The organism is Rhodococcus sp. MEB032 (assembly GCF_030208925.1).
GTDB classification, from domain to species: Bacteria; Actinomycetota; Actinomycetes; order Mycobacteriales; family Mycobacteriaceae; genus Rhodococcus_F; species Rhodococcus_F qingshengii.
The window spans coordinates 498,701-515,233 of sequence record NZ_JARVSY010000001.1 but is presented as its reverse complement, the minus strand read 5'-3'; the positions used below and the strand labels follow the sequence as shown (position 1 = coordinate 515,233).

The 16,533-nt window shown below is 62.3% G+C and carries 18 protein-coding genes; 6 read left to right on the top strand and 12 right to left on the bottom strand.

Annotation, left to right across the window (positions count from 1 at the left end; all coding sequences use genetic code 11):
- Positions 1-115: 115 nt before the first annotated feature.
- From QRN54_RS02315 to QRN54_RS02275, 9 genes are read right to left on the bottom strand one after another with little or no spacing between them, the layout of a single operon-like run.
- Positions 116-640 (bottom strand): Rv1363c family protein, encoded by a 525-nt coding sequence (locus tag QRN54_RS02315; RefSeq protein ID WP_042451875.1) that lies wholly within the window; start codon positions 638-640, stop codon positions 116-118.
- A complete protein-coding gene (locus QRN54_RS02310) occupies positions 637-1,875 on the bottom strand; it encodes an MlaD family protein (RefSeq protein WP_042923604.1) in 1,239 nt (412 codons plus the stop codon). The genes QRN54_RS02315 and QRN54_RS02310 overlap by 4 nt, the downstream gene beginning before the upstream one ends.
- A complete protein-coding gene (locus QRN54_RS02305) occupies positions 1,872-2,945 on the bottom strand; it encodes an MCE family protein (RefSeq protein ID WP_285181518.1) in 1,074 nt (357 codons plus the stop codon). Before QRN54_RS02305 ends, QRN54_RS02310 begins: the two co-directional genes overlap by 4 nt.
- Positions 2,945-4,024 carry an MCE family protein gene (locus tag QRN54_RS02300; RefSeq protein ID WP_037132219.1) on the bottom strand — a complete coding sequence of 360 codons (1,080 nt, stop codon included), beginning with the start codon at positions 4,022-4,024 and terminating at the stop codon, positions 2,945-2,947. Before QRN54_RS02300 ends, QRN54_RS02305 begins: the two co-directional genes overlap by 1 nt.
- A complete protein-coding gene (locus QRN54_RS02295) occupies positions 4,021-5,013 on the bottom strand; it encodes an MCE family protein (protein WP_063892124.1) in 993 nt (330 codons plus the stop codon). Before QRN54_RS02295 ends, QRN54_RS02300 begins: the two co-directional genes overlap by 4 nt.
- Complete coding sequence (locus QRN54_RS02290) at positions 5,010-6,020, bottom strand: MCE family protein (protein ID WP_050656749.1); 1,011 nt, start codon at positions 6,018-6,020, stop codon at positions 5,010-5,012. Before QRN54_RS02290 ends, QRN54_RS02295 begins: the two co-directional genes overlap by 4 nt.
- Positions 6,017-7,237 (bottom strand): MCE family protein, encoded by a 1,221-nt coding sequence (locus QRN54_RS02285; protein WP_285181517.1) that lies wholly within the window; start codon positions 7,235-7,237, stop codon positions 6,017-6,019. The genes QRN54_RS02290 and QRN54_RS02285 overlap by 4 nt, the downstream gene beginning before the upstream one ends.
- Positions 7,198-8,043: an MlaE family ABC transporter permease gene (locus QRN54_RS02280; protein ID WP_003945610.1), complete on the bottom strand. Its 846-nt coding sequence runs from the start codon at positions 8,041-8,043 to the stop codon at positions 7,198-7,200. The genes QRN54_RS02285 and QRN54_RS02280 overlap by 40 nt, the downstream gene beginning before the upstream one ends.
- A complete protein-coding gene (locus QRN54_RS02275; protein ID WP_285181516.1) occupies positions 8,043-8,897 on the bottom strand; it encodes an MlaE family ABC transporter permease in 855 nt (284 codons plus the stop codon). The genes QRN54_RS02280 and QRN54_RS02275 overlap by 1 nt, the downstream gene beginning before the upstream one ends.
- A gap of 228 nt (positions 8,898-9,125) precedes the next feature.
- Here QRN54_RS02275 and QRN54_RS02270 point away from each other — a divergent pair, with 228 nt between their 5' ends.
- Positions 9,126-9,764 carry a carbonic anhydrase gene (locus QRN54_RS02270; RefSeq protein ID WP_003945421.1) on the top strand — a complete coding sequence of 213 codons (639 nt, stop codon included), beginning with the start codon at positions 9,126-9,128 and terminating at the stop codon, positions 9,762-9,764.
- A 97-nt stretch (positions 9,765-9,861) separates the two neighbouring features.
- Positions 9,862-10,611, top strand: a complete 750-nt coding sequence (locus QRN54_RS02265; RefSeq protein WP_285181515.1) for a DUF4232 domain-containing protein — start codon at positions 9,862-9,864, stop codon at positions 10,609-10,611.
- Positions 10,612-10,636: 25 nt separating this feature from the next.
- Here QRN54_RS02265 and disA read toward each other — a convergent pair whose 3' ends face one another.
- On the bottom strand, positions 10,637-11,722 hold the full coding sequence (gene disA / locus QRN54_RS02260; RefSeq protein ID WP_024487741.1) for a DNA integrity scanning diadenylate cyclase DisA: 1,086 nt from the start codon (positions 11,720-11,722) through the stop codon (positions 10,637-10,639).
- 96 nt (positions 11,723-11,818) lie between these two features.
- Between disA and QRN54_RS02255 the strand changes: the two genes are divergently transcribed.
- On the top strand, positions 11,819-12,379 hold the full coding sequence (locus tag QRN54_RS02255) for a PaaI family thioesterase (protein WP_003945494.1): 561 nt from the start codon (positions 11,819-11,821) through the stop codon (positions 12,377-12,379).
- 23 nt (positions 12,380-12,402) lie between these two features.
- Here the strand turns inward: QRN54_RS02255 and radA are convergent, their stop codons facing one another.
- Positions 12,403-13,836 carry a DNA repair protein RadA gene (radA, locus tag QRN54_RS02250; protein WP_003945739.1) on the bottom strand — a complete coding sequence of 478 codons (1,434 nt, stop codon included), beginning with the start codon at positions 13,834-13,836 and terminating at the stop codon, positions 12,403-12,405.
- Between the two features lie 98 nt (positions 13,837-13,934).
- The gene (locus QRN54_RS02245; protein WP_007726888.1) at positions 13,935-14,570 is read right to left on the bottom strand and encodes a copper chaperone PCu(A)C domain-containing protein; all 636 of its coding nucleotides are present in this window, start codon (positions 14,568-14,570) and stop codon (positions 13,935-13,937) included.
- Between the two features lie 265 nt (positions 14,571-14,835).
- Here QRN54_RS02245 and carD point away from each other — a divergent pair, with 265 nt between their 5' ends.
- From carD to ispF, 3 genes are read left to right on the top strand one after another with little or no spacing between them, the layout of a single operon-like run.
- Entirely contained in the window at positions 14,836-15,324 is a 489-nt protein-coding gene (gene carD / locus QRN54_RS02240; RefSeq protein ID WP_003945666.1) for an RNA polymerase-binding transcription factor CarD, read from the top strand.
- A 22-nt stretch (positions 15,325-15,346) separates the two neighbouring features.
- Positions 15,347-16,045 carry a 2-C-methyl-D-erythritol 4-phosphate cytidylyltransferase gene (gene ispD / locus QRN54_RS02235; protein WP_039972758.1) on the top strand — a complete coding sequence of 233 codons (699 nt, stop codon included), beginning with the start codon at positions 15,347-15,349 and terminating at the stop codon, positions 16,043-16,045.
- Positions 16,046-16,522, top strand: a complete 477-nt coding sequence (gene ispF / locus QRN54_RS02230) for a 2-C-methyl-D-erythritol 2,4-cyclodiphosphate synthase (protein WP_003945901.1) — start codon at positions 16,046-16,048, stop codon at positions 16,520-16,522.
- The last annotated feature ends 11 nt before the right edge of the window (positions 16,523-16,533 follow it).

Below are 16,533 nucleotides of genomic sequence, written 5' to 3'. Positions count from 1 at the left end.
CTACCGACACACTCCTCGAACCTTGCGCTCCCGGTCGACGAAGGAGACGTCGACTTGTGGGGGCCACTTTATCGGCAGTCGCCGACACGGCTGTCTTTGACGCCCGACCGCCGGGTCACAACAACTGCACGTTACTCAGTTTCCACTCGCCGTCCTCGCGGACCAGCGAAAGTTGCATCCGGTTGCGGTCGATTCTCGGATCGGGGGAGTTGGTGTTCGTGATCGTCTGATCGAGGAACACGAGAACCTCGGCGTTGTCGCGATCACTGCTCGCCAGCCCGGCTGAAATGATCTGAGCGGACGAGGTCGCCTGATACTGCACGATCATATTCTGAAGGTTGGCTGCCACCTGGGCGTACTGACCGGCGAATTCGCCGACAGAATTGTCACGGACCACGGAGAGATTCTGATCGAGGTTCTGGAAGTTGTACGTCGCAAGATCAGTGGCGAATTGCCGTCCGCTGTCCAGGGCGCTGATACGCGCGTTTTCGTCGACCGATTTCTGCCAGGTCGCGAATGCGCCCCATCCGAGCGCCGCGACCACGACCAGGGCGCCGGCAACGATCGCTACGGTCTGCTTGCGAAGCCGCTTGGGCTTGTCGACGATTGTGGGCGTCTGGGGTTCGGTTGTCTCGGTCATTGCGTTCCTTGTACTAGTAGTGCGGCAAACGAGTTGTCACCGAGAACGGTGTTCTGACCACCGTTGAGGCCCAGACGAATCGACGTTCCGTCACCGGCTGCGACCGTTCCGAGGGCAGGATCGTATTCAGCAACCCCGTCGATCGTTCCAGTTCCGGTGGGGACGTTCTGCGATCCGCGATTCTGAATCCGGCCCGACTGGTCCGCGCAGTGTTGGTTCTTGTCGAGCGTGGTCGGTGAGGTGTCCTGTACCGATCGCCGGGGCGTGTCGTAGATACAGACCGGTCCGAGTGCTGTGATCAGATCAAGCTGTGCCCGTCCGTCTTTGACGATACTTCCGAACTTCTCGAATCCTTTGGGCACCACCACCAACAAGGCATCGACGGCGGGCATCCGTGCAGTGACGATCTGAGTGGAGACGAGAGAATTGGCCAACAGCAGACTGAACGGCTCACGACTCTGTTCGATGAGAGGCAGTATCTGATTGTCGAGAACACTCGGGCTTCGATCGAGGAGTGTGCGCAGTTGCGGATCGGAGTTTCGTACCTGATCTGTCAATTGGCGAAGTGTGAGTGCAACTTCGGGAAGAGCGTCAACATTTTCCTCGTTCGCAGTGAACAGTGAGCGCGAGTTCTCGACGAGTGTGTTGACACGCGGTTGATCGGATTGGACAGTGCGCGCGAGCACGTCGAAGTTGTCGACGAGCGCCTGCAGATCCGGACCCAATCCGTTCAATCCCTCGCCGAGTTCGTGCGAGAGGGTTCGCAGGTCTGCCGGATCGACGGTGTCGGCAGCAGCGTTGAAATTCGCAATCACGGTTCCCAACGCGACCGGGATCGAAGTGCGCTCAGTCGGAACGACGGAACCTTCAACCAGATACGGGCCGCCGTCGGTCTGCGAGGACAACTGAACTTTCAATACCGGAACGGCGGTGTCCTGGCTGATGGCCACATGCGAATCGTTGGGGATCTGTTTGTCGGCGGCGATGCTCAACGTCATCACGACGAGGTCCTGGGCAGAGTCCACCTCCACCGACTCGACGTCGCCGACGGTGACTCCGCGATAGGCCACTTCCGAACCGGGAGCGATTCCGGCCGCGTTCTCCAATTCGACGATGACCGAGAAGGTTCCGGTGAACGGATCTCCGGCACCGACTTGCCGGAGTACGTACGTCGTGCTGACCACCGCGATGAGGAGAAAGGCGGCGATCTCGAAATAGACGGTTCGGTTCTTCATCGCGTTCCTCCTTGCAGGGGTGTCGTGATCGGCAGTTCCCGATCGGAGGCGGGCAGAGGTGGCAGTGGCGGTGCGGCGCCCGGGATTATCTCGTTGAGCACTCCGGTCACGGTGCCCTCGACATCGACGTCGAGGTCGATGTTCACGTAATCGCCTGGGCTGGCACGCTCGAGGAGCACTCTTGCGTTGTCCAGGTTGGCCATCGTCTCACCCAGTGTCGGCCCCATTGCCGAGAACTGGTCGAGGATGGGTGACAGTCGTCCGGTGATCTCGGAAATCTGGTCGGCCGACTGGTCGAGTACGGAATTGGTTGCGGTACTGAGCCGATCGGTTTCGTCGAGTAGATCGAGGAGCGGTTGTCGTTGGTCGGCGATCACGCCCAATGCGGGTGTGAGTGTGCGCAAGCCTTTGTCGATGGTGGCGCTCTCGTCTCCGATCAGAGCGCTGAGCCGGTTCAGTGAATCCAGTGCCGAATTGATCGATTCCTTTCGGTCGTCAAGTGTTCCGAGAAAAGTGTCAAGGCGTGCAAGCAGATCGCGGATCGTCTCCTCCCTGCCGTCGAGAATCTGATCAGCCTCACTGACGATGTTCTTGACCTGCGCCAACCCACTGCCGTTCAACAGAGTTCCGACGGCGCCGAGCAGTTGTGCGACATCGGGTCCGCGCACGGTCTCCGATCGCTCGATGGTGGAACCTGGTTCGAGAATGGGGCCCGCTGGATCGACCGGAACTTCGAGGTTGACGAACGCATCGCCGATCGGGGTCGACAGTTCGATCCGAGCGCGGGTGCCGACAGGTAGTTCGATGTCCGACGCGATTTCGGTATGTACCACGGCTGCAAAGGTTTGCGCGCTCATCGACATGACTCTGCCGACCACTGCCTGGCCGATCCGCACCTCACCGCCGACGGGAAGTAACGACGCGTCGACGAATTCCATGTTCAGCGGGTACGACTCTCCTGGCAGACCGCGTCCGAGGGGGAGGTGCTGGAAGTTGAGACTGCAGCCGGTCAATGGCGCCGCGATGACAAGTGCCACGACAACGCTCACTACGGACTTGTTCGACGCCATCAGTTGCCCCCACCGAGGATGCGTGCCAGGTCGGAGCTGCCTGCCGAAGGAAATTCGATGGGATTGACGATTCCCGGCCCTGTGCACAGCGGTATCGGCATCTTCTCGCACAGTTCTCGCGTCGTGTCGAACTGTGAGAGATCGGTGGCGACGTTCAATCGTGCTCTGGCTCGGCCTTCTTCGGTGACGAGGTTGGCGACGTTCTCGAATCCCGTTGGTGCCGTTTCGATGATCTCGCGCAGTTGATCCTGTTTGGTCGCGACTGCACCGGCCAACTGTGCGAGCGTACCCAGATCGGCGGTGACCGCCTCGCCGTGTTCGGCGAGTAGCGCTGAGACCTGTCCGAGCAACGTGGTCAGGGAATCGAGCGCCCCGCTGATGTCTTCTCGCTGGGCGCTGAACGTGCGGGCGGTGACTGTCACCGAGTTCGACAGGGAGTCGACCTTGGTCTGGTTGTCCGCGATCAACTGCACGAGGGTGTTCAGGTTCTTCACCAGTTCGGAGATGTCGGGACTTGCACCCGCCAGTACCGAACTGGCCTGTGAGATGGACCGAACGGCATCGTTGAATGCTTGCCCGTTGCCGTCCAACGCGTGGGCGCCTTCTCCGATGAGGTCACCGATCCCGCCGCCGTCGGCGCCAGGGCCGAGCGCCACCGTCAATTCGTTCACCGATGCGGTGAGTTGGTCCCACGTCAGCGGGGAGTGAGTGCGTTCGAGAGGGATCACCGCGCCGTCGGTGAGGAACTCACCGTCCTCGTAGCCGGGCCCGAGTTCGATCGTGCGGTCACTGATGACCGAGGGAGACAGGACCCAGGCCTGCGCGTCGGCGGGTATACGTGTTCCGGATGGCAGGCTCAGCGCCACTCGTACCCGGGACCCTTCCGGCGTGACGCTCTCGACCCTCCCGCTGGGAACTCCCAGAATCGTCACTGTGTTCCCGGTGAAGATAGCGTCGGTCGAGGTGAATTCGGCGGTGAGAGTGAGTCTGTGTTCGTCACGCGTGACGAACAGGACGGCACCGATCGCGCAGATCACAATCGCTGCCAGCACGGCGAGTTTCTTGACGGTCGTGGTCATCGACACCCCTGAACGAGCCCGACGACGCACAACCAGTTGTCCGGGATGAGGGTGGAGGGCGAGTTGAGGTCGAGCCAGTTGCCGTTACCGGTCGCGTTGGTGACGTAGCGGACGCTGGGGGCGAAGTTGTCGAGCAGTGTGGTCAGTGATTGTTCGTTCTCGGACAGAACTCCCGTCACCACGTGGATGTCTCCCATGACCGAGTCGATCAAAGCCTGGTTGTCGCCCAGGAACTGGGCAAGTGTGGTGCTCAACTGATTCAGGTCTTGTACAAGCGCATTCAGCACATCTCGCCGGTCGGCGATCGTGGACATCACCAGATCCGCATTCCCCAGAAGGGTTTCCAGAGTGTCCTTCTGCTCGATCAGTGTTGCGGTCGTCTGCTGCGCTCCGGTGAGAAGGGAACGGAGCGCAACGTCGTTGTCGTTGACTACTCCGGAGAGTGCGTCGATTCCCTCGAGTGAGCGGCGAATGAGTTCGGGATCGTCCGGTGAGTTGTCGGACACCACGGTCAGCATGTTTCGCAGTTGTTGCAGATCAAGGTTTTCCGACGTGGATTGTGCTCCTCGACCGAGATCGTCGAGAGTGAACGGAACGCTCGTGTTCTCGATGGGGATGGTCGAACCTGCGGGTAACGAGCGCGATCCGTTCGGAGTGACGTCGAGCGAGCGTCGGCCGAGCAGAGTCGAGATCTTGATGTCCGCACGGGAGTCTTCGCCGAGAGTGACGCCGTCGTCGAGTCGGAAGGTGACTTCAACCGAGTTGCCGCTGACCGCCAACGAGGTGACCACCCCGCTCGGGACTCCCGCGACGTTGACCGGATCGTCCTGCGTCAACCCGGTGGCGTTGGCAAAGACGGCGTGGTACTCGTTGGTCTTGACCTTCAAGATCAGTTGAGGGACAACGAGTGCAGCCAGAACCACACCGACTCCGACGAGGATGCAGATGATTCCGTTGCGGACCGGGTTCTTGACGGTGAGCCAGTTCATCGGCACACCGCCGAACGCTCGGGGCCGCCGAGGGTCACCGATTGGTCCAGCGCGCTGAGCCGGAAGTTGCAGATGTAGATGTTCGCCCAGCTTCCGTAGCTCATCGCGATCCCCAACTGGGTGAACAGTTGATCGAAAGCGGTGATACCGGTCGCCAGCGACTCACGATTGTCGACGACGACGCGAGCCGACTGATCGATCGAAGTCAGCGCGCCAGCCAAGTCCGGTTCCACGCCCGTCACCAAGTCCTGAAGTGAAGAAGTCAGTGCGCCTGCGGAATCCACTGCGGCCGAGATCTGTTGGCGGTCCTGTGCCAAACCGCCGACCAGTGTGTCGAGCGTGTTGATCATCTCGACGAAGTTGGGTCGATTCGTCGTGGTCACGGTAAGGACCCGGTCGAGGTTGTTCAGTAGTTGGTCCAAGATCGCGTCCCGGGACGTCAAGTTCTCGGTGACGGCAACAGTGCGCTCCAGCAGGCTTTCGATGGTGGAACCTTGTCCTTGGAATACCTGGACGACCTGTGCGGCAAGCTCGTTGACTTCTGCGGGGTCAAGTGCGTCGAACAGGGGACGGAATCCGCCGAGGATGTCGGTGAGGTCGATCGCCGGCTGAGTCTGTTCCACGGGAATTGTGGCCCCGGGGGAGAGGTAGTTGCCTGTTGCGCGTTCGGCCTGTCCGGGTTCGATCGAAATTGTTCGCGCTCCCAACAGGTCTGCGTACCTCACCACAGCGCGACCGTCGGACGGAATACGTTGTGCAGATTCGAGTTCGAAGCCGACGACGGCTTGGTTGTTCACCAGCTCGACGCTGTCGACGCGCCCTACTCGCACCCCGGCGATCTGAACATCGCTGCCGGTGACCAGGCCGGAGGCATTGACGAAGACGGCCCGGTACTGCGAACTCGACCCGGAGACTGGGTTGATCAGGGTGCTCACCACAACCACGGTGGCGAGAATCGACAGTGCAGCAAACAGTCCGAACCTGATCAGAGATTTCTTCACGCTCATCCGCCCACCACCGTCGTGCCGCGAAATACCGGCCCCGCCACGAGAGTGTCCAAAGCTGTACCGCCCTGGGTGAGAGCCGAGATCAGGGACTGTTCGGCAGGGCTGCCGACCGGGCCGACGGTTCCGCCGAACGCGGTCGCGGCGGCAGGACAGTTGGGTCCGCGGGTTCCGTCGTACTGTGGGCAGTCGGTCTTTCCGTACGGATACAGATCTGTGACGGACAGCCGTAGATCGGTGCTGAGCCACGGACCATGCGCCAACGCGGGCGGGAGCTTGATCGTGAGATTGCGCAGGCCGTTGTAGAAGGTGGTGATGTGGTCCGGCCGCGAAGTGATTGCGCTGGTGAGGGAATCGGCGTCGTCGACCAAGGTGATCATGCGGTCGCGATTGTCACCGATCAGACTCGTGGCGGCAGCTCCCGTGCTGGTGCCGGCACGCAGAAGCCCCGCCAACCCGTCGGATTTCTCGACGACGGTCTTGGATGTGGTGATGGAGTTCTCGAATGCGGCGAGCATGTCCGGCGCACTCGTCGAGAGACTGTCGGCGAGGGTGGCTATGTCGTCGAGGTCGTCACCGAGTCCGTCGATGACGGGCTGCGCACCGACCAACGCTTGGTGGACTGAATCGAGCGATTCGCCGATCTGGTTTCCCTTGCCGCTCAACGCGTCCGAGACTGCCGTGAGTGCGACGTTGATGTCGGCGGGGTCGAGGGAAGAAACGAGCGAGTAGATCCGTGAGATCGATTGGTAGAGCTGGACCGCGACTTCGGACTGATCGGATACCAATTCGGTACCCGGCACGAGAGCAGGACCACGCGAGAGTCCGTCAGGTTGAATCAGGTCTACGAAGAAGTCGCCGAAGATGTTGCGGGGCATCAGTCGCACCTGACTTGTCGACGGTATGTCCTCGAACGCTCCCTCGTCGATCGCGAGTGAGACGGTCGAAGCGGTGGTGCCCAGCTCGATCTCGGCCACCGCGCCGACGACGACGCCGCGGTACTGAACCGACGATCCGACTCGCAGCGCACCGGCACTGGCGGGGACGACAGCACTGACCTGCGGTGTGGAACCGGTGGAGTCCGTACCTCTGCTGAACAAGAAGACGTAGGCGAGGATCAGGATGACCACGGCGAGTAAACCCCGCAGTGCCAGGGTGATTCGGCTGGAATTCGTGACGATCATCCGGTCAGCCCGGGTACGTGAGGTTTGAGTCCCCACAGCGCAATGGTCATCGCGACGTCGGTGAATGCAAGGAAGACGATGCTGGTGCGCAACGCTCGTCCGGCGGCTCGTCCGACGCCTTCGGGTCCACCCGTCGCGGTGTAACCGTAGTAGCAGTGCACGAGGGTCACGACGACCGCGAACACCATGACTTTTATCAAGGACAACCAGATGTCGTTGGGAGAGAGGAAAAGACTGAAGTAGTAGCCGTACGTTCCCTCCGACTGGCCTTTGACCCGGATCACCGCAAGCGCCGTTGCCATGTACGAAGCAAACAGGCCGACCAGGTACAGCGGGACCACCGCGATGAGCGCCGCGATCATTCGGGTGGTGACCAGGTACCGCAGCGAGGGAATCGCCATGACTTCGAGCGCGTCGATTTCCTCGGAGATCCGCATCGCTCCGAGCTGCGCGGTGAATCCGGTTCCGACCTTGGCTGCCAGGGTGATTGCGGCAACGAGTGGTGCCACCTCGCGAGTATTCGCGATGGCGGACATCACGCCGGACAGCGGTGCGAGGCCGACGAGGTTGAGTCCGCGGTAGCCCTCGAGTCCGATCTGGGAACCGGCGAAGAACGAGATCGCGAAGATCACGACGACGCTGCCGCCTCCGGCGAGCAGGGTGCCCGAACCGAATGCCACCTGGGCGACGAGACGGGCGACTTCACGCCAATAGCGCTTGAGGGTTGCGGGAATCGAGGTGATGACACGCGCGTGGAACGTGAACTGATCGCCGAGTCGACTCAGGCCGTCGACGGTCCGCGAACTGACCCGCTTGGCACGAATTGCGATGGGCAGGTGCATCAATAGGCACCTTTCACCGTGACGAACAGTGGGTAGAACTGAGTAATTGCGAGGTTGGCGACAAACACGAGGACAAACGAGAGCACGACGGTCTCGTTGACTGCGTCGCCGACGCCTTGAGCTCCGCGCTTGACGGTCAGGCCCTTGTAGCAGGCCACGATTCCCGAGATGAGAGCAAAGGCAACGGCTTTGATGCCGGAGACGACGAAGTCGCTGGGTTGACTGAATTGAACGAGATTGCGCAGGAAACTCTGTGCGCTGCCGTCGAGTATCAGGACGTGAACGAAGAGGCTTGCGCCCAAACCGATTACGAGAACTATCGAGTTCAGTAGGAGGCAGACGACGGCAATGGCGATCATCCGGGGTACGACCAGGCGTTCGAGCACGGGTAGACCGAGCACTTCGAGTGCATCGATTTCCTCGCGTATCGTTCGCGCTCCCAAATCTGCGCAGATTGCGGAACCGCCGACACCGGCGATGATCAGGGCGCACACCAGGGGGCCGGCCTGTCCGATGATGAGGAACGCGACGACGGCACCGCTGTACGCACCCGCGCCGATTTGATCTGCGAGCGCACCGATCTGCAGTGCTACCCCGACACCGAGGGGAATCATCACCAGAGCGGACGCGACCGAGGTGACGTGGGCGAGAAACCACATCTGGTCGAGCGCCTCACGCCAGGCGAGGCGCTTGTGTCGAAGAGATGTGAACGCCGCAACGCACACGCGAACGGTGAAGGTGAAGAGCAGTCCGATCTCGGAGAGCAAGTTCGAGAACATGTTCGTCTTGGCGGGGGAGACAGCAGTTGTTTCCCCGGTTGTTCCATTCCCGGTCGTCGTAGCTTCGGTGCTCACGCCATCCCCCTCTCCGGCCGAATCGTTCTGGTCGGGTTTCTTCGATCACACTCGGGAGCTCGAAGTGCTCCAGGTCACGTTCGGAGACGGTATCAGGAAACTGACTCTGAAGTAAGTTCCATTTCGGCCACTTCATCACCGGGCGCGAATGTCGACGCGGAACTTTCGTTTGCGTCCACGCAACCTTCCCGGCGAGAGCCCGAAATGCGGCGGGTGCACAATGAGTGAATGCCACGATCAAGCCCCATTTCCGCTTGGAAGTCCCTTCGCGAAGGCAACGAGCGATTTGTCAACGACGCGTCCATTCACCCCAGCCAGGGAATCGCGGACCGCGCGAAACTCGTCGATGGGCAGCACCCCACAGCGGTGCTGTTCGGTTGCGGTGATTCGCGCGTAGCCGCCGAGATCATCTTCGACCAGGGTCTCGGCGACATGTTCGTCGTGCGCACTGCAGGTCACGTGCTCGACGATTCGGTGCTCGGTTCCATCGAGTACGCGGTTCACGTGCTCAACGTGCCGCTCATCGTCGTCCTCGGGCACGACGGTTGCGGTGCCGTGAAGGCAACGCTCGACGCCCTGGACGAGGGCGCAGTTCCCGACGGATTCATCCGCAGTGTGGTCGAGCGTGTTGCTCCGTCCATCCTGATGGGCCGCAACGAGGGCTTGTCCACCGTGGACGAACTCGAAGGCCGTCACGTCGTGGAGACCGGCTCGCTGATCATGCAGAGGTCGCGGATCATCGCCGACAAGGTGGACAAGGGTGCGTGCGCGATCGTCGGCGTCACGTACACGTTGTCCGACGGTCACATGCGAGTTCAGGGCGCGGTCGGCGACATCGGCGAGAGCGTCGAGACCGTCGAGGGTTAGATCTTCCGGGGCAGTGGTACCTGGCAGCAGACAATGGGTACCGACACGCCGCCTCAGCTGACGGTTAGTGGACCCTGCGCCAACTACCGTTGAGTCCGTGTTGGAACCTAATGGACCACTGCCCCCCGAGATCTACTGGCGTCGCCGGGCGCTGGCCATTGGTGCCGCCGTCATTGCACTGGCGTTGATCATCTGGGCGGCGTCCGCCCTCTTCGGCGGTGGAAGTGATACCCCGGAGGCCGATTCGGCCGCTGCGAGTTCCTCGCTGACGACGGACGTCTCCTTCACCCCCAACCCTTCCGGCTCCACCGCGCCGGAGGGTGGCGGTGGCTCGGGTGGCGGCGCTGCCGGTGGATCAGGTGGCTCGGGCACGCAGGCTTCGGGATCGTCTTCGTCTTCGTCTTCTTCCTCTTCGTCGACCACCGGGGCTCCGGTCCCGGCCGGTCAGTGCGCCGACTCGTCGCTGGCAGTCAAGGCCACCGCAGACAAGGCGACCTTCGCTCCCGGCGAAGAGCCGTCGTTCACGATCGTCATCACCAACATCGGTTCGGCACCCTGTGATCGAGATCTGGCCGGCGGCCTTCAGCAGGTGCTCGTCTACAGCATCGACGGCAAGACCCGGTTGTGGTCCAACGTCGACTGCTACCCGCAGCCCGCAGCCGACGTACGCAATCTCGCGCCCGGCGAGCAAGCTGCGTTCAAGGTCGCCTGGTCGGCCACGACGTCGACCCCCGAGTGCGCGACCGCGCAGAACCCCGAGCGCAATCCGGTGGGCGCAGGCGCTTACACGGTTGTCGGGCAGCTCGGTGCACTGCGAAGCTCCCCGGAGCCGTTCAACATCGCATGAGCGCGGGCGAGCCTGAACAGGCCCGCTAGTTGAAGGATCCGGTGATCGACGTTTCCGCGAGCCGGGAAAGTCCCTCACGGATGTGACGGGCCCACAGCCCGCCGATGCCCTCGACCGACTGCAGATCGGCAGCCGTAGCGGCCAGCAGCGACTGGAGAGTGCCGAAGGATCCGACCAACCGGTGGATCTGATGGAACTGCAATCGAGGTACACGCATCAGCACGCGATATCCGCGAGGAGTCATCGGAGTGTCGAGGGCTTCGATCGTGCCCGGATAACCGAGAACACGCGCAAGAGTCGTGAGATCGAGTAGATCGGCGTCGGTGACGCGATCGAGTGCGACGAGGACGTTGTCCATCGCCGCGGTGCCGATGGGTTCGGGACCGGCAAGATAGTCCCGAACGATGAGTTGACGTGCAATGTCGTTGTCGCCGACCAGTTCTTCGAGCTGCAGTGCCAACTGGCGACCGTCGGTGCCGAGTTCGAGGACATCCTGTTCGATTTCGATCGACACGCGGCGAACCATTTCGAGGCGCTGTACGACGGTCAACGCGTCGCGCAGAGTCACGAAATCCTCGATCTCGACGACCGACAGTTGCCGTGTCACTTCGTCGAGTCGCGCTTTGTATCGTTCGAGCGTCGCGACGGCCTGGTTGGCGCGCGAAAGTATGGTGGCCGAGCCGTCGATGACGTGCCGAATGCCGCCGACGTACACACTGACGATCGACATCGACTGACTGACCGAGACCACGGGATAGCCGGTCTGAATTGCCGTGCGCTCGGCAGCGCGGTGCCTCGTGCCGGATTCGACGGTGGGAATCTTGTGATCGGGAACCAGCTGGACGTTGGCACGCACGATGCGTGTGCCGTCCGTCGAGAGGACAACCGCGCCGTCCATCTTCGACAGCTCGCGCAATCGGGTCGGTGCGAACTCCACGTCGAGGTTGAATCCGCCGTCACACAGCGCTTCCATTTCCTCGTCGTATCCGAGGACGATCAGCGCGCCGGTACGGCCGCGCAGAATTCGTTCGAGCCCGTCTCGCAAAGCGGTACCCGGCGCCAACCTGGCGATGGTCTCTCGCAATGCCGACGACGACTGTGTGTCCGCCATCGCACTGATCATTGAGAAACTCCCTGCTGAGGTCGATGTCACTTCGGTCGGGTCCGATGCCTGCGCCGGACGGATCCCCGTTTAGATTACCTATCCATGAGTAGTACCTGGACCCTGCCTGATGACCTGACTGTCCCGGAGCCGGTCGAATTCTTTCCGGCCGCCGGCGAGAAGCTGCCTCAGCACTGGTCGAAATGCTTCGGCTGCGGCGACGACCAGCCTGCGGGAATGGCGATGAGTTTCAGGGCTGGTAACGGACTGGAAGTGACCGGTCGTCTGGAGGTCGCCAAGAAGTATCAGGGCGGTCCAGGTGTCATTCACGGCGGCATTCTGTCGACGGCATTCGACGAGGCTCAAGGTATGGCATGTATGGCTCTCGGCTCGCCGGTGGTGACCGGGCACCTCGAGATCGACTTCGCCCGGCCGATCCCGTTGGGATCGGTGCTCGAATTCCGGGCTCGCATCGACGGCGTTGTACGCCGCAAGGTCTACACCAGTGCAGAAGCGGTGATCGTCGAAGGTCCGACAGCGGATCCGGACACGGTGGTGGGAACCTCCCGGGGACTGTTCCTGACCATCACCTCGGAACACTTCGCCAAGACCAAGGAGTTCGTGGACGGCGAACCGACGTCCCCGTTCGGCACCTCGTCGGTCTGACGAGGTAGTCGGCCGAACGACAATCACTTCACCGGCGTGAGCTTGGGGCGAGACGGGGCTTGTTTGCCGCCCATCAATCCGGCGTAGGCCAGTGCCTCGGCCAGATTCGCTACTTCGTTGACGCGCATGCCGGGAATGTTCGGGCCGGAATCGACCGGCACGATGGCGCTGGTGAATCCCAGTCGGGCAGCTTCGATCAGCCGTCGGTTCACCCCGGCAACCCGTCGAACCTCCCCAGCGAGTCCGACCTCGCCGAGGATGACGAGCCCCTTGGGGACGGGTTTGGCTTTCACGGCGGAAGCGACCGCAATGGCGAGAGCCAGATCGGCACCCGGCTCGGTCATCCGCATACCGCCGACGGTCGCGGCGTAGACGTCGGCCTTCGAGATCGACACTCCGACGCGGCGTTCCAACACGGCGAGAACCATGGCCACACGGGCGGTGTCGAGCCCGCTGACGGCTCGGCGAGGTGTCGGTAGCGGCGTGGCGGCGACGAGCGCCTGAACTTCACCGAGTAGAGGTCGCTTACCGTCCATCATCACGGTGACGGCAGTGCCTTCCACAGCTTCTTCACGGTGATGCAGGAACAGGCCGGACGGATCGCTGATCTCGTTGATGCCCTGCTCGCTCAGCTCGAAGCATCCGACCTCGTCGGCCGCACCGAATCTGTTCTTCACGCCGCGGACCATGCGCAGGGTGGAGTGCTTGTCACCTTCGAAGTGCAGAACCACGTCCACGAGATGCTCGAGCGAGCGCGGACCGGCGACGGCGCCGTCCTTGGTGACGTGGCCGATCAGAAGCACCGGGATTCCACTGGCCTTGGCCAGGGAGGTCAGGGCGCTGGTGACGGCCTTGACCTGAGTCACGCCGCCGACGACCCCGTCGACGTCGGCAGCAAGCATGGTCTGCACCGAGTCGACGATGACCAGTGTCGGTTTGACCTGCTCGATGTGGCCGAGGATGGTCGCGAGATCGGATTCGGCCGCCAGATACATCCGTTCGTGGACAGAGTTGGTGCGATCTGCCCGAAGCCGAACCTGACCGGCGGACTCCTCGCCCGTGACGTACAACGCTCGATCATCCGCGCTGCGCATCGCCCAGCGGTAGACGACCTCGAGAAGTAGCGTCGATTTTCCGACGCCGGGCTCGCCCGCGAGCAGCACCACCGAACCCGGTACGACGCCACCGCCGAGGACGCGGTCCAACTCGCCGATCCCCGTGGGTTTGGCCTGCGTCGAGGTGCTGTCGATCTGTGTCAGCGGCGTGGCCGGCGTCGTAGGCAGCACGGCGCTTGATCCTGCTTTGGCGAGTGAGGCGCCGGCGCGACTGGCGACGGGTGCCACTACGGCGACCTCGGTCATCGAGCCCCACGAATCGCAGTCCGGACATCTACCGACCCACTTGGGCACTACCGACTGGCATTCGGAGCAGCGGTAGTTCGATTTCACTTTGGCCACCGGGACAGACTAGAGGCGGGGTCCGACATGGACCCCGCCTCTAGTGTGATTCTGAAGTTGTTCTGCGAGGCGCATTGTGCGCCTTGGTGATTCGAGGCTCAGTGCCCAGCTTCTGCAACGTCGGGTGACTTGTCCGACTCGTTGCGCTCGAGCTGCGGGCCCGCGTCGACAGGCACGTCGACGGTGACCGATCCGGCCTTCTCGAACTTGAAGGTGATCGGGACGGTCAAGCCGGGGCGAACGCCTGCCTTGATGTCCTGCAGAACGACGAGAGAGAGCGCAGCGGGTGCGTCGTCGTTCTCTTCGTTGTTCTTGATCTGGGTCTCGGCCTCGGTCGCGGCGCCTTCGCCTGCGGGCAACTGACCGGCCTGCAGCGACGTCTGCGGCTTGATCGTCAAGCCACCTACCTCTTCACCTGCGATGACGCGTGCTGCGTAATCGGTGGTGATGCTGACGAGCTTGTCCGTGGTCTCGGCGCTGTCGTTCACGACGGTGAACGCGAGCACGGCGTTGCCGCCCGGCTCGATGCTGTACTCCTCGGACGAGGGGTAAGCGATGTGCACGTTGCGCAGTGCGATCTCACCGAGGTCGGCGCTGTTGCCGTTCACGGCGGCCTGCTGGACGGCGGTCTGGCTCACCTGTCCGGAACCGCAAGCGGACAGCGCGATGGCTGCGCCTGCAGCCAGTGCAATGGCGGTAGCGACTCGACGAGTCGGCTTACGGATAGCAGTCACGATTTGTCCTCCACGGCGTCAGGTTCGCACTCCACTAGGCAGAGTAGTAGATAAGGTCCCGCGGGCTGGCCGTCGGGTCGCCACAACGGTTGTCTGCGTGGGCTTTCAGTCCGTTACGCAGGGGTGCTCCAGACCAGTTGAATGCACGTACAACAAGCCCTGTCAACCCCTACGCTCGAGCAAGGATGCCCCTGACCTGCACAGTTGATGAGTGGTCGGTTCTTTCACGTGTTAAACTAGTGGAATCGAAAGGGGCACGGGACACATGATTTTCAAGGTCGGAGACACCGTCGTATACCCCCATCACGGTGCGGCGCTGATCGAAGCTATCGAAACCCGCACCATCAAGGGTGAGCAGAAGGAGTACCTGGTTCTGAAGGTCGCTCAAGGCGATCTCACAGTACGGGTTCCTGCAGACAACGCAGAGTACGTCGGAGTTCGTGACGTGGTCGGCCAAGAAGGCCTCGACAAGGTTTTCCAGGTTCTGCGAGCACCGCACACCGAAGAGCCCACCAACTGGTCTCGTCGATACAAGGCAAATCTCGAGAAGCTTGCCTCAGGTGACGTGAACAAGGTTGCAGAAGTTGTTCGTGACCTGTGGCGTCGTGAGCAGGACCGCGGACTTTCCGCTGGTGAGAAGCGCATGCTCGCCAAGGCTCGTCAGATTCTCGTCGGAGAGCTCGCGCTCGCCGAGGGCACTGACACCGAGAAGGCAGAGACCATTCTCGACGAGGTCCTCGCGGCCGCGTCCTGACTGCAACACAACAAAGCTGACAGTGGCAGTAGTAGCCCTGGTACCTGCCGCAGGTCGGGGAGTGCGATTGGGCGAGAAATTGCCCAAGGCATTTGTCGAACTCGGTGGGTGCACCATGCTTGCACGCGCGGTCGATGGACTCCGGAAATCCGGAGCGATCGACCGCGTTGTTGTCATTGTGCCGCCTGAACTGGTCGAATCCGTCGTAGCCGACCTCGGTCGTGCAGCGGACGTCGACGTCGTCGGCGGTGGTGCCGAAAGAACCGATTCGGTTCGAGCCGGCCTCAGCGCTGCCGGCGACGCAGATTTTGTACTCGTGCACGATGCCGCACGGGCATTGACACCGCCGGCGTTGATCGCGCGCGTCGTCGGAACTCTCCGAGCCGGCAGCTCCGCTGTCATCCCGGTACTTCCGGTTACCGACACGATCAAGTCGGTCGACGTACTCGGCGCAGTCACCGGTACGCCTCTGCGTTCGGAGTTGCGTGCGGTTCAAACTCCCCAAGGATTCTCCACCGACGTCCTGCGCAGTGCGTACGACGCCGGTGACGTCGCCGCGACCGACGACGCCGCTCTGGTCGAGCGTCTCGGTGTTTCGGTGCAGACGATTCCCGGCGACGCTCTCGCCTTCAAGATCACCACTCCGCTCGACCTGGTCCTTGCACGGGCGCTCCTGAGCTCGGAGACAGCGTTGAGTGCGGATTCACAGGACGGAAATTAGATGCGCGTCGGTCTCGGCACGGATGTTCATCCCATCGAGGTCGGTCGTCCTTGCTGGATGGCCGGGTTGCTGTTCGAGGAAGCAGACGGGTGCTCGGGCCATTCGGACGGCGACGTCGCCGTCCACGCGCTGTGTGACGCGTTGCTCTCTGCGGCGGGCCTCGGTGACCTCGGTTCGGTTTTCGGCACCGGCAGGCCCGAATGGGACGGCGTGAGCGGCGCTCGAATGCTTGCCGAGGTTCGCCGACTGCTCGAAGAGAACCAGTTCGCCGTCGGCAACGCCGCGGTGCAGGTCATCGGCAACCGTCCGAAGATCGGGCCGCGTCGCGACGAGGCGCAGAAGGTGCTTTCCGAGATACTGGGCGCGCCTGTTTCTGTGTCCGCGACCACCACGGACGGCCTCGGCTTGACCGGTCGAGGCGAGGGGATCGCCGCCATGGCCACCGCGTTGGTCATGACAACCGAACACGACAGGTAAGATCGCTGGTC

What these genes read in the sequence shown, in the direction of transcription:
- QRN54_RS02280 (WP_003945610.1), bottom strand. Translation starts at nt 8,043, where the DNA reads ATGCACCTGCCCATCGCAATTCGTGCCAAGCGGGTCAGTTCGCGGACC.
- QRN54_RS02270 (WP_003945421.1), top strand. Translation starts at nt 9,126, where the DNA reads ATGCCACGATCAAGCCCCATTTCCGCTTGGAAGTCCCTTCGCGAAGGC.
- QRN54_RS02305 (WP_285181518.1), bottom strand. Translation starts at nt 2,945, where the DNA reads ATGGCGTCGAACAAGTCCGTAGTGAGCGTTGTCGTGGCACTTGTCATC.
- carD (WP_003945666.1), top strand. Translation starts at nt 14,836, where the DNA reads ATGATTTTCAAGGTCGGAGACACCGTCGTATACCCCCATCACGGTGCG.
- QRN54_RS02315 (WP_042451875.1), bottom strand. Translation starts at nt 640, where the DNA reads ATGACCGAGACAACCGAACCCCAGACGCCCACAATCGTCGACAAGCCC.
- QRN54_RS02255 (WP_003945494.1), top strand. Translation starts at nt 11,819, where the DNA reads ATGAGTAGTACCTGGACCCTGCCTGATGACCTGACTGTCCCGGAGCCG.
- QRN54_RS02295 (WP_063892124.1), bottom strand. Translation starts at nt 5,013, where the DNA reads ATGAACTGGCTCACCGTCAAGAACCCGGTCCGCAACGGAATCATCTGC.
- ispF (WP_003945901.1), top strand. Translation starts at nt 16,046, where the DNA reads ATGCGCGTCGGTCTCGGCACGGATGTTCATCCCATCGAGGTCGGTCGT.
- disA (WP_024487741.1), bottom strand. Translation starts at nt 11,722, where the DNA reads ATGGCGGACACACAGTCGTCGTCGGCATTGCGAGAGACCATCGCCAGG.
- QRN54_RS02300 (WP_037132219.1), bottom strand. Translation starts at nt 4,024, where the DNA reads ATGACCACGACCGTCAAGAAACTCGCCGTGCTGGCAGCGATTGTGATC.
- QRN54_RS02290 (WP_050656749.1), bottom strand. Translation starts at nt 6,020, where the DNA reads ATGAGCGTGAAGAAATCTCTGATCAGGTTCGGACTGTTTGCTGCACTG.
- QRN54_RS02310 (WP_042923604.1), bottom strand. Translation starts at nt 1,875, where the DNA reads ATGAAGAACCGAACCGTCTATTTCGAGATCGCCGCCTTTCTCCTCATC.